Raw genomic sequence first — 13,300 nt, 5'->3', positions numbered from 1 at the left:
CTATTCTTGGCGCTTGATCAGCTGTGAGGTATCCAAAAAATCGACAATGGTGATCTTTGGGTTTCCAAAGAGGTATATTTTGGAGTTGCCCTTGGCGCTCAGCTCTAAATTTCTAAAGGCGTAAATGTAGGCCGATGGGTCATTTTCCATGGTCAGTTTCAGATCGCCCACTTCCATGGTCTCCCCTTTGTAGCGCGAATTCCCCATCAAACGTATCTGAATGTTGTCCGATGTGCCCTCCAGGGTCAGGGAAGCATCGCCCTCCAAATCGACCAGACCCGTCTGTCCCACACTGTACACATAGGCCTCGGTCCTATTCCCCAAAGATATGTTGAGGGAATCGACATCTACATTGAAATTGCCACGACTGGTCTCTTCCAGATTGATGTCCATGACCGCTGCCTTCGCCTTGATATCCAATCGGGTATTGTTGAATCCATCCACGAACAGCTCATCGCTTTCGATGACATCTTGCGTGACCATGCTACCGTCTTTTAGGGTGATGGCTCTGAGTTCAGTATAGTTTACCGTGATATCGAACTGCTTTTTTGCGGTAACGTCGTAATAGGAACTGATGATTAGGGTACCGTCCTCCACGTTGAACTTGAGAATGTCTATCAGGTTGTCATCTGCTATAACGTCATAACCCGGCCCAAAGGATTTTTTCAGTACAATGTCCAGATTATCGTTCAGCACTATGGCATTGAAGGGGGGCAATTCCTCGTTCACATGGGTCACGATCCTACTTCCTTTTATCCTTGGCTTTCGCTGGGCAGTGGACAGAAGGGGAAACACAATTAACAAAAGGACTATTATGTTTTTCACGGTTCTATTATTTAGGACAAATTGTTTTCTAAAGATATTACAATCAAAGCTAACCATTGTATTCCAGACCATAACAAACAAAAAACCCATCCAAATACGGACGGGCTTTGTTTATGTTTTGAAATACATCAACATCAGTGGTTGAGTTCTTCTTCATTTTCCTGAAGCGGTACGTTCTGCGGAACAAAGTCCTGTCCAGCTATAATGTACTCTCCATTTTCGTAGGTCTTGCTATAGTCATACGCCCAACGATATACGTGAGGTATCTCTCCTGGCCAGTTTCCATGCATGTGCTCCTGCGGAGTGGTCCATTCCAGGGTATTGGAACTCCATGGGTTCTGAGACCCTTTTTTGCCGTAGAAAATACTGGATATGAAGTTGTAAATGAATATCAACTGGGCAAAACCAGCAATAATGGCAAACACGGTCATCAATACCTGAACGTTGGTCAACTCATCGAACATAGGGAAAGCCGTGTTTTCATAGTAACGTCTAGGTACGCCCGCCATACCCACAAAGTGCATGGGGAAGAAAACGCCATAAGCGCACACTGCCGTGATCCAGAAGTGGACATAACCCAAATTCTTGTTCATCATCCTACCTTGGAACATTTTGGGGAACCAGTGGTATACCCCTGCAAAAAGTCCGTACAAGGCTGAAATACCCATTACCAGGTGGAAGTGGGCCACTACAAAATACGTATCATGAACGTTGATGTCCAAGGTACTGTCACCCAAAATGATACCGGTAAGACCTCCTGTAATGAACGTGGAGACCAAACCGATGGAGAAGAGCATCGCAGGGTTCAACTGCAAATTCCCTTTCCAGAGGGTGGTTATATAGTTGAATGCCTTTACCGCAGATGGTATGGCGATCAAAAGCGTCGTAAATGTAAATACAGAGCCCAAGAACGGGTTCATCCCCGAGATGAACATATGGTGCCCCCATACAATCGTTGAAAGAAACGCAATGGCCAAAATGGAGGCCACCATCGCCCTATACCCAAAGATGGGCTTCCTTGCATTGGTGGACATTACTTCGGAAGTAATACCCAATGCAGGCAACAATACGATATATACTTCGGGGTGCCCCAAGAACCAGAACAAGTGTTCGTACAGTACGGGAGACCCTCCTTGGTAGTGCAATACTTCTCCTTGGATAAAGATATCGGAAAGGAAGAACGATGTACCGAAACTTCTATCCATGATCAATAGCAAAGCTGCAGATAGTAGAACAGGGAAAGAAATCACACCGATGATCGCAGTCACGAAAAATGCCCAAATAGTCAATGGCAAACGGGTCATCGACATTCCTTTGGTCCTCAGGTTGATCACCGTTACGATATAGTTCAATGAACCTAACAATGATGAGGCGATAAAGATGGCCATGGAAACCAACCAAAGGGTCATACCGGCACCAGAACCGGGCTGTGCCATAGGCAATGCGCTCAAAGGTGGATAAATGGTCCAACCTGCCGCCGCTGGTCCTGCTTCCACGAACAAAGATGTCACCATAATGACCGATGATAGGAAAAACAACCAATAGGATACCATGTTCAAGAAACCTGACGCCATATCCCTTGCACCTATCTGCAACGGAATCAACAAGTTGCTAAAAGTACCACTCAATCCGGCAGTCAATACAAAGAAAACCATGATGGTACCGTGTATGGTGACCAATGCCAAATAAATGTCGGCATCCATGACACCATCAGGCGCCCATTTTCCCAATACAGCCTCAAAAATAGGGAATGATTTCCCTGGCCATGCCAATTGCATCCTAAAGAGCAATGACATTGCAATACCAATGAACCCCATGATAAGACCCGTGATGAGATATTGTTTGGATATCATCTTATGGTCCTGACTGAAGATATATTTCGTAATAAAAGTCTCCTTATGATGATGTCCGTGATCGTCGTGTCCGTGTTCGTGTCCAGTAGCTGACATAATCTCTTCTAAATTTTGTTATGGTTTTTCCTAGCCTTGTTTTATTCCGCGGGAGTCATGTTCTCCTTAAAAGTCTTTTGCTCCGCCATCCATTGGTTGAACTCTTCCTCAGTTTCAACTATAATTTTCATCTGCATGTTATAGTGCGATTTTCCGCATATCTTGTTACATAGCAATATATAGTCAAATTCCCATGGGTCTGAGTTCGGTATTCCTTCTGCGGCACGTTCTGCCCTGATGGCATTGGTCCTTTTCACCTTGTCCACCACATCGGGGTTGCGGCGCATTTCTTCAGTGGTCACGGTAGGTGTGAAGGAAAATTGGGTAATCATACCGGGAACACAGTTCATCTGTGCCCTAAAGTGTGGCATATAAGCGGAATGCAACACATCCTGTGAACGCATCTTAAAGTTGACCTTCCTGCCCACTGGCAAGTGCAGTTCCTTTACGATGACATCGTCACCTCCATTGGGGTCGGACTCATCGATACCGAGCACATTCGCCTTGTTGATATCGATCAAACGCACATTGGCATCGCCCAACACATTGTCCTCACCGGCGTAACGTGCCGTCCAGTTGAACTGCTGCGCATAAAGTTCTATTACAATGGGATCGTCCTCATCGTTCACATCCATGATTGTGGTCCAAGTGTAGAGTCCCCAAAGGATCAATCCGGCCAATACAATCACAGGGATGATGGTCCAGATGAACTCCAAACGGTCGTTGTCCGCATAAAAAAGGGCCTTTCTGCCTTCTTGCCCCCTGTACTTGTAACCAAAATAGTGCAAAAGGGCCTGGGTAATGGTCTGCACAAAAAAGATGATGGCAAAGGAGACCCACATCAACTGATCATATTCCCCGCCATGTTCCGAAGCTGCTTCGGGCAACAACACCTTTGAGTATTTTGCAAAACTGAATATGGTGATCCCATAGATAAAGATCAAGAATGCGAACAAAAGATAACCATTGGTCCTGTTATCGTTGTCGTTTGCTACCTCGGTGTGCTCTGTCTTGAGTTGCGACAATTGAAAAATCTTGGTCATTTGCCAGATTGCAATTGCCACCAGTGCCAAAACAGTGAATGTTAATAATGCAGTCATCGTGTATCTATCTAAGACTTAAATCGTATTAATAATGAAAATGTTTGCTTTCCTCAATGAACGGGTTCCTTTTGGGTTGCAATGGTGCCTTGGTCAATGCCGTGAACACCCAGAACACAAACAGGCCTCCAAAGAACAACAGACCACCTATCTCGGGCAATCCAATGTACCACTGATCGCCCACCGTAGCTGGCATTACCATATTGAAAATATCCAAATAATGCCCCAATAGCACTACAATTCCGGCCATGACCACAAACCAGTTGACCCTTTTGTAGTCGCTGTTCATCAAGACCAACAACGGGAACACAAAGTTCATCACCAACATGCCAAAGAAAGGCAGTTTGTAGTCCTGGAACCTTGCCACGTAGTAGGTCACCTCTTCAGGAATGTCGGCGTACCAAATCAGCATGAACTGGGCAAACCAAAGATAGGTCCAGAAAATACTGATACCGAACATGAACTTGGCCAAGTCGTGGATGTGGCTGTTGTTCACATTTTCCAAATATCCCCTTGATTTCAAGTAGATGGTCACCAATGCAATAACGGTGATGCCCGATACGAACATACTGGCAAACACATACCATCCGAAAAGGGTACTAAACCAGTGGGGATCCAAACTCATAATCCAATCCCATGACATCATGGATTCGGTGACCAAATAGAATACCAAGAAACCTGCGGACCATCTAAAGTTCTTTATAAAGTTGCTATCATCATCCGACTCATCTTGGGCCAAGGACAATTTTCTTGAATACTGACGATAAAAGATCCAACCTCCCAAAAAGATGGCTGCCCTGATCAGGAAAAAGGTAGGGTTCAAATACCCTGCTTTCCCCTGCAACAATTTATCGTGCGCAACGGTCTCTGGGTCCATCCAAACGAACAGGTGGTTCATATGGAGTGCGGAAAGCAACAAAATCACAAAAACAATGATTCCACCGGGAACCAAATAGGCCGTAATGCCCTCCATCACCCTGAACAATATGGGCGACCATCCAGCCTGTGCGGCTCTTTGAATGGCATTGAAGGCCAAAACGCCCAATGCGATCATAAAGAAAAAGAATGCTGCCACATAGAGTGCAGACCATGGTCTGTTCTGTAATTGGTGCAACAAATGGGTGTCATGGGAAGTATCGTGTTCTTCTCCGTGGGCGGCAACTGCGCCGTGATCCTGCTCTTCTCCATGGGCTGTGGCTTCTTCTGCATGACCGCCACCATGGCCATCACCGTGTGCCGATGCCACCATGGCCTTGGCCTCTTCTACTGTTGATGGTGCCGACACAAAACCGATTCCCAAAAAAAGCAGTCCCACTGCCATGGCAATGAAAGATCCTATTCTAAGTCTGTTTGAAAAGGTGTACATAGTTTACTCTTATCCAATTATTTTGTTAGGTCTTCCTTTAACTTCATCACATATTCGGACACTTGCCACATCTCCTCTTCGTTGGCGAACTGGGATGCGTAGGAGCCCATGGAGTTCAATCCATAGTAAATGGTGTGGTACGTGGTACCCACGGTAATGTTCCTTGCCGGATCGGCATAACTGGGAACCCCCAATATTTTTTCACGCTTTACCAAATTGCCCTGTCCGTCTCCTTTGTCCCCATGGCAAATGGCGCAGTAGATGGTGTACAACTGCATACCCTTGGCCAAATTGTCCTCGGTTTTCAAGGAATCCAACGGGCTGGTGTTCAGCCTAGCGAGTTCTTTACCCTCTGGGGTATTTTCGAATTCATAGGGCATGTATCCCCTGGAGATGGTCCCTTCAACGGGAAGCATGGCCTCCGTTCCTTCAGGGAACAGACCATTGTCCACTCCTTGATAGGTTTCATACCCCACAGGTTCGTACATATTTGGCATATATTGATAGTTTGGGCTGTTCTTGTCTGCACAGGCAGCTACGAACAGTACCAAGACCAAAGCAACACTTATTTTACCTAAATGTTTCATATTTTTAAGACTCCTTTTCTGTAACTTTTACTTCTACCGCCCCTGTTTCCCACAACAGATCGGCAAGTTCACTTTCATTGTCGTGCACTCCGATTTCCATCAAAAAGTGGTCATCAGTAGTACGTTTATCGGGGTTCTCCGCTTTTTTGAAGGGCCACATCCTACTTCTCAGATAGAACGTGATCACCATCAAGTGGGCCGCAAAGAAGACCGTCATTTCAAACATGATCGGAACAAAGGCGGGCATGTTCTCCAAATAGCTGAAACTTGGTTTACCACCGATATCCTGGGGCCAATCCTCGATCATGATATAGTTCATCATCACGATGGCCACGGTAAGTCCCAAACATCCATACATGAAGGAAGTGATCGCGATACGGGTGCCCTCCAATCCCATGGCCTTGTCCAGCCCGTGTACGGGGAACGGGGTATATACTTCCTCTATGTGGTGGTGCGCTGCCCTAACTTTTTTTACGGCATGCATCAATACATCATCATCGTTGTAAAGTGCCTGAATAACTTTTGATGCCATACTTATTTTTTATCGTTTAACAACCTTGCTTGACCTGCCCAATCATCGCGTTGTGCACGACCTGGGAACCTTCCAGTTATCGAATCCAGCAAATCATACTCTCTTTCGGTCATTCTAGCAACCTGGGCATAGGTAAATATGCCTATCTCGTTCAGGGTGCGCTCCATTTCAGGGCCCACTCCTTTTATCAATTTCAAATCGTCAGGGGTTTGGGTAGCGGCATCAAATGTTCCGATACTGCTCAACAGTTCGGAAACGCCGATCTTGTCACCCACGGCAGGCTTTACCTCTCCCATCAACACATCATCCGTGATAGGTTCCTCATAGCTCACCACTTTGTTGACGCCTTGTGGCATTTGGTACAAAGGCTTTCCGGCGTCACGCAATTTCTTGTATTTCTCCCCTGATGCTTTCAGGATGGATTTCACCTCTGCCTGTGCAATCACGGGGAAGGTTCTTGAGTACAATAGGAAGAGTACAAAGAAGAATCCTATTGTTCCGATGAAGATACCGATATCCACAAAGGTTGGGGAGAACATGGTCCATGAAGATGGCAGGTAATCCCTGTGCAATGAGGTTACGATAATCACAAAACGCTCGAACCACATCCCGATGTTCACCACAATGGAGATGAAGAAGGAGAACATGATGCTGGTACGCAATTTTTTGAACCACATGAACTGGGGTGAGAACACGTTACAGGTCATCATGGACCAGTAGGCCCACCAGTAAGGTCCCGTAGCCCTATTCAAGAAGGCGTATTGTTCGTATTCCACACCAGAGTACCATGCAATGAACAGCTCCGTGATGTAGGCACATCCTACAATGGAACCCGTGATCATGATCACGATATTCATCAACTCGATATGCTGCACGGTGATATAGGCTTCAAGGTTACATACCTTTCTCATTATAATGAGAAGGGTGTTTACCATTGCAAATCCTGAGAAAATCGCACCCGCAACGAAGTACGGTGGGAAGATGGTGGTGTGCCATCCGGGAATCACCGATGTGGCAAAGTCAAAGGATACGATGGTGTGTACGGAAAGTACCAGTGGCGTTGCCAAACCGGCCAAGACCAAGGAAACTTCCTCAAAACGTTGCCAGTCTTTGGCACGACCTGTCCAACCGAAGCTCAATAGGCTGTAAATTTTCTTTTGGAAAGGCTTTACCGCCCTATCACGGATCATGGCAAAATCGGGCAGAAGACCTGTCCACCAGAACACCAAGGATACCGAAAGATACGTTGATATCGCGAACACGTCCCAAAGCAAGGGCGAGTTAAAGTTGACCCACAACGAACCGAATTGGTTGGGAATGGGCAATACCCAGTAGGCCAACCACGGACGCCCCATGTGGATGATCGGGAACAATCCCGCCTGTACCACAGAGAAAATGGTCATCGCCTCAGCAGAACGGTTGATCGCCATTCTCCATTTTTGCCTGAACAGCAACAATACGGCCGAAATCAGGGTTCCCGCGTGACCGATACCCACCCACCAAACGAAGTTGGTGATGTCCCAGGCCCAGTTGACGGTTCGGTTAAGACCCCATACCCCGATACCTGTGGAAACGGTATAAATGATACATCCTAGACCCCAAAGGAATGCAACAAGTGCTATGGTGAATACTATCCACCATTGTTTGTTGGCCTTTCCCTCTACCGGACGGGCAATGTCCACGGTTACATCGTGGTATCCTTTGTCTCCAAGTACTAAGGGCTTTCGAATAGGTGCTTCGTAATGCGACGCCATAATTTATCTTCTAATTACTTCTTTTATTGATTAAGCCTCGTTGGTGTTCCTAACCTTGACATGATAGAACACATTGGGTTTGGTCCCGACATGCTCCAACAAGTGGTACATTCTATCGTCCTCTTTCAACTTGGCCACCTTGCTCTCCTTGTCATTGATGTCACCAAACACCATGGCACCGCTGCTACAAGCTGCGGAACAGGCCGTCTGGAACTCACCATCCTTGATGACCCTTCCATCACGCTTGGCATCCAAAATGGTCTTCTGGGTCATTTGGATACACATGGAGCATTTTTCCATGACACCTCTTGAACGGACATTGACATCTGGGTTGATGACCATCTTGCCCAAGTCGTTGTTCATGTTAAAGTCGAACTCATCGTTGTTGCTGTACAAGAACCAGTTGAACCTACGTACTTTGTACGGACAGTTGTTGGCACAGTACCTGGTACCCACACAACGGTTATAGGCCATATGGTTCTGTCCTTGCCTACTGTGCGAGGTTGCAGCCACCGGACACACTGTTTCACAGGGTGCGTGGTTACAGTGCTGGCACATTACAGGCTGGAAAGCTACTTGAGGGTTGGCAGATGGGTCTTCCATCTCCCTGAAACCACCCAAGGAACCTTTTTCTCCCCAAAGACCATCCATTCCGTCCTTCTTCTCGTTGTCCTGTTCAAAGGTCTCTTCTGAGGAATAATATCTATCGATGCGCAACCAGTGCATATCGCGCGAACGGCGCATCTCCATTTTTCCGACCACAGGAACGTTGTTCTCCGCGTGGCAAGCGATCACACATGCCCCACATCCTGTACAGGCGTTCAGGTCGATGGACAGATTAAAGTGATGTCCAACAGAACGATCAAACTCGTCCCAAAGATCAGCATCGGGAGAGGTTACCGGAATCTCTTGGTGGTTTAGGGTAACATGTGGCATCGGGTTCCACTCGGCATGATCTTTTGTATTGAAGATCTCCAAGGTGGTTTCCTTGATGATATCACCCCTACCCATCAATGTTTTTTGGGATTGGATGCATGCAAACTCATGCACTCCAGATACTTTTTCAACGGTCACGGTCTGTACATCGGAAAAATTAGTGTACAGGGCATAGGCATTCACACCGGTCGCCATTTCGGCCTGCATACCGGCCTTCTTGCCATATCCAAAGGAAAGTCCGACCGTACCCACGGCCTGACCAGGCTGAACGATCACGGGAACTTTTTCCAATACTTTTCCATCAACGGTCAATTTTACGTAACCACCGTTAACACCGCCATCGGCCACCATTTCATTTTCAACGCCCCATTTTTCGGCATCCGCTTTGGAAACGGTGACGTAGTTGTCCCAAGACACCCTTGAAATCGGGTCAGGGAACTCTTGCAACCATGGGTTATTGGCCTGGCGACCATCTCCCATACCCACTTTGGAGTACAGTACAAGCTCGACCCCGCCACTAGTGGCATTGACCAAAGAGCGTATGGCAGAAGCGATGGGAACCACAGTGGATTCCACTTCCACGCTTTCAGCATCTACAGGAGCAGCAGCCGAAGCATCCCCTTCCACTGGCGCAGGTGCAGCAGCCACGAATACCCCATCCTGAAGTGCCTTGTTCCACGAACCTCCCTGAAGGATGTCAGCATTCCAAGTTTCCTGGATGTAGTCGTAGTATGTTTTTTCAGCGCCCATCCATGTCAACAATGCCGTTTGGAACTGTCTTGTATCGAACAGTTCACGGATGGCAGGCTGCATGAGGCTAAATTGTCCTTTTTTGAACTGGGCATCTCCCCAAGATTCGAGGTAGTGCGATGCCGCAGCAACATATTGTGAGGCTTGCGCCGTTTCATCATTATTGAAGGCAAAAGCGACCGAAAGGTCCACTTTTTCCAATCCTGATACAAATGCTTCGGAGTTCGGCAAGGTGTAAACAGGATTCACACCGTCCATGATCAATGCTCCAACTCGGCCCGCATTCATATCGGCAACCAATTTGGTCACTTTGGCCGTATTGCCCTGACGGACATATTTTGGATTCTTTGCATCGAATGCCTCACTGGCCAATAGTTTGTTGATGGCCAACACCACTGTCTGCGCATTGGCATCATTCAGTCCAGTGACGACAACAGCTTTGCTGCCCGCTTTCTTGATCTCGGCAGCAACCTTGTCTACAGCCTCATCCACGTCGGATGTTCCACCCCCCACATTGCTTCCGTTCAACTTACCGTACAACTTGGCAAGAGCGATCTTCTGCTGGGTAGGGGTCATTGGGTAACGCTTGTCGGCATTGGCGCCGGTCAAGGACATATTGGATTCCATTTGGATATGTCTGGACATTTTCCCGTTCTTGGGCACACGCCCTTTGGCATAGCCGCTATCATAACCTCCTCCTTGCCAATCTCCCAAGAAATCGGCACCGAAAGAAACGATCAATCCAGCTTTTTCAAAATCATAATCGGCCAAAGCCCTTTCCCCATAAGCTGCTTCAAAAGCATTCAACGCGGCATCTTCGGAAATGGCATCGTAAACCACGTGGTTCACATTCTCCCCATAAGCCGCCTTGAATTCAGCGATCAATTTATCGGTGGATGGACTCGCATAGGTCTGGGTCAACAGCACGATCTGCTTGTTGGAACCTTTCAAACTGTTGAGCTTTGCCCGAACAGTGGCATCCAACACTTTCCATTCCACAGGCTCGCCGTTGGCAGATGGACCTTGCAATCTTTTGCTATCGTACAGGGTCAAAACAGAGGCCTGCACCCTTGCATTCGCCCCTCCATTGACCTTGGCATCCGTATTGTTCTCTATTTTGATGGGCCTTCCCTCCCTGGTCTTCACCAAAATGCTGGCAAAGTCAAAACCATCAGCTATGGTGGTGGCATAGTAATTGGCCACACCAGGCACGATGCGGTCGGGTTGCACCACGTAGGGAATGGACTTGTGAACCGGTCCTTCACAGGCAGCCATCGTTGCCGCAGCCGTGCTGAAACCAACATATTTTAGAAAATCCCTTCGGTTGGTGGTCGATGTGGATAGGTTTTCCTTGTCGCCCAAAAACTCGTCAACGGGAATCTGTTCTGTGAATTCATTATGTTTTAGCGCCTCAACAATGGAATCGTTCGGATTGAGCTCCGCTGCACTTTTCCAATATTTTTTGTTTGATGCCATACGATATATCTGAGATTATCTTCTTTTACTTCTTAATAGTGACACTTACCACATTCTAAACCACCCATCATGGCCGCAGTCAACTTATCGACCCCGTACTTTTTGGACAGTTCCTCATGAATGGCTTCGTAATAGGCGTTGCCCTCCACTTTTACATTGGTTTCCCTGTGACAGTTGATACACCAACCCATGGTCAATGGGGAGAATTGTTCCACTATCTCCATTTCTTCCACCGGACCGTGACAGGTCTGGCATTCTATCCCAGCAACGGAAACGTGCTGTGAGTGGTTGAAATAGGCAAAATCGGGAAGGTTGTGGATTCTGACCCACTCCACTGGGCGACCCTCACCTGTATATTTTTGGTTTTCCTCATCCCATCCAACAGCTTTGTACAACTTCTTGATCTCTCCTGTGTAGAAATCGTTGGTGTATCCATTGGCGATATCCTCTGCGGATGGCCCTTCTGGATTGCCCGCGTATTGGTAGATGGATTTGTGGCAGTTCATACACACGTTCAACGAAGGGATTCCAGAAGTTTTGGATACCCTAGCGGACGAGTGACAGTATTTACATTCAATCTTGTTGTCCCCGGCGTGTATCTTGTGTGAGAAATGAATGGGCTGCACAGGAGCGTACCCTTGGTCCACACCCACTTGCATCATCCATCCGTAAGCGAAATACGCACTGGCCAACAATAGGAAAATAGCACTCACCAATACCAAGAACTGGTTTTTGACAAAGGCTTTCCATAAAGGCAGGCGTTTTTGTTTTTCTTCTTCCAATACGATACCGTTCGCTTCGGCGATGCGTCGCAAGGTCTTGTTCACCAGCACGAGCATGATTACCAAAAGCCCGAACACAAGGGCCAATGCAGCTAGGATCAATTCATTGGAAATTCCTCCAGAAGAAGGCTGGCCACCATCACCACCAGATGGAGTTGTAGCTTTAGCCGGAGTTGACGGAGGAGCGGCGGTATACGCCAAAATATCATCAATGTCCTGGTTGGACAAGGTTGGGAACGGCGTCATGGCCGCTTGGTTGTATTCCGCGTAGATTTTATTGGCATAGGCATCACCCGAAGCGATGACCCCTGGACTGTTCTTGATCCATGCGTACAACCACTCCCTATCCAAACCGGCATCATCGGCCAATCTGGTTTCCACATTTGCCAATGCCGGACCGGTCATCTTACGGTCCAAAGCGTGACAGGCCGCACAGTTTTGGTTAAAGAGCTGTTTCCCTTTTGCCGCATCCCCACCTGTATCTGCAGCAGCATCTGCAACAACCTCCTCTGTTGGGGCGGCAGCTTCTTCCTGTGCATAGAATGAAATAGGGGAAAATAGGAGAGATAAACCTAAAGCTTTGGAAAATAGATGGCGGTATAGAACCTTTTTCATATTAACGAAATTTCTATCGAAATCTTTGGCACGATTCTTTCTATTGAGTTTGAGAACAATAGCTTTTCATCCCACCAAAATTGGTCACAAAAGTACGACATACAGTCATTTTTTAAAATGTTAAGGTATTTATAAGAAGTAATTTATAAGGATTCTAAATAATGGGCCCGAAGCCCGTTTAAAGCATAAAAAACTACTTTTGTACGTATATATCTCAAAATTTTACCCAAGCATCATGAAAACCATTGTATTTACTGCCATTTTGATGGGTTTGTCCCTACCGTTGTCCGCCCAGGAAGGAAGGGTGAGCATCCAACAAGATCCCAAAATAGATGAATTGGTAAAACTGTATACCGAGGTCAGCTCAAAAGCTGGATATTACCAGATACAGGTCGGTTTTGGCAATTTCCAAAAGGCGCAGAACCTGAAATCGCAAGTGGACATCGATTTTCCGGATTGGTACTCCAAAATTGAATTTGAATCGCCTACCTATCGTGTGCGTTTGGGTAGGTTCAAGACCAAATTGGAGGCCGAACGCAAGTATTTGGAAGTCCGCAAAAAATATCCGGATGCCATGCTCCTGAAGCCTTCGGTGGAGTCCAAATCATAGCAGCTCGATTATAAAGAA

10 protein-coding genes are annotated in these 13,300 nt (G+C 47.0%); 1 reads left to right on the top strand and 9 read right to left on the bottom strand.

The window, feature by feature from the left end; translation table 11 throughout:
- The 9 genes from D2V93_RS17160 to D2V93_RS17120 form a co-directional block, all read right to left on the bottom strand.
- Nucleotides 1-825, bottom strand: coding sequence for a GIN domain-containing protein (locus D2V93_RS17160; RefSeq protein ID WP_177190037.1), 825 nt, complete (start codon nt 823-825; stop codon nt 1-3).
- A 134-nt stretch (nt 826-959) separates the two neighbouring features.
- Complete coding sequence (locus D2V93_RS17155; RefSeq protein WP_072878218.1) at nt 960-2,774, bottom strand: cytochrome c oxidase subunit I; 1,815 nt, start codon at nt 2,772-2,774, stop codon at nt 960-962.
- A gap of 41 nt (nt 2,775-2,815) precedes the next feature.
- Nucleotides 2,816-3,874: a cytochrome c oxidase subunit II gene (locus D2V93_RS17150; protein ID WP_072878216.1), complete on the bottom strand. Its 1,059-nt coding sequence runs from the start codon at nt 3,872-3,874 to the stop codon at nt 2,816-2,818.
- Between the two features lie 28 nt (nt 3,875-3,902).
- Nucleotides 3,903-5,240: a quinol:cytochrome C oxidoreductase gene (locus D2V93_RS17145; RefSeq protein WP_072878214.1), complete on the bottom strand. Its 1,338-nt coding sequence runs from the start codon at nt 5,238-5,240 to the stop codon at nt 3,903-3,905.
- Between the two features lie 17 nt (nt 5,241-5,257).
- Complete coding sequence (locus tag D2V93_RS17140) at nt 5,258-5,827, bottom strand: c-type cytochrome (protein ID WP_119620271.1); 570 nt, start codon at nt 5,825-5,827, stop codon at nt 5,258-5,260.
- A gap of 4 nt (nt 5,828-5,831) precedes the next feature.
- A complete protein-coding gene (locus D2V93_RS17135; protein WP_072878210.1) occupies nt 5,832-6,359 on the bottom strand; it encodes a DUF3341 domain-containing protein in 528 nt (175 codons plus the stop codon).
- 2 nt (nt 6,360-6,361) lie between these two features.
- Nucleotides 6,362-8,113, bottom strand: a complete 1,752-nt coding sequence (nrfD, locus tag D2V93_RS17130) for an NrfD/PsrC family molybdoenzyme membrane anchor subunit (RefSeq protein WP_072878208.1) — start codon at nt 8,111-8,113, stop codon at nt 6,362-6,364.
- 30 nt (nt 8,114-8,143) lie between these two features.
- Nucleotides 8,144-11,275: a TAT-variant-translocated molybdopterin oxidoreductase gene (locus tag D2V93_RS17125; RefSeq protein WP_119620270.1), complete on the bottom strand. Its 3,132-nt coding sequence runs from the start codon at nt 11,273-11,275 to the stop codon at nt 8,144-8,146.
- Between the two features lie 32 nt (nt 11,276-11,307).
- Nucleotides 11,308-12,672, bottom strand: coding sequence for a cytochrome c3 family protein (locus D2V93_RS17120; RefSeq protein ID WP_119620269.1), 1,365 nt, complete (start codon nt 12,670-12,672; stop codon nt 11,308-11,310).
- Between the two features lie 235 nt (nt 12,673-12,907).
- Between D2V93_RS17120 and D2V93_RS17115 the strand changes: the two genes are divergently transcribed.
- A complete protein-coding gene (locus D2V93_RS17115; RefSeq protein ID WP_119620268.1) occupies nt 12,908-13,282 on the top strand; it encodes an SPOR domain-containing protein in 375 nt (124 codons plus the stop codon).
- The last annotated feature ends 18 nt before the right edge of the window (nt 13,283-13,300 follow it).

It is taken from the genome of Flagellimonas taeanensis, assembly GCF_003584105.1.
In the GTDB taxonomy this organism is placed as follows: domain Bacteria; phylum Bacteroidota; class Bacteroidia; order Flavobacteriales; family Flavobacteriaceae; genus Flagellimonas; species Flagellimonas taeanensis.
Note: the sequence above shows the minus strand (reverse complement) of the source record. Positions and strands in the feature narration are given on the sequence as shown.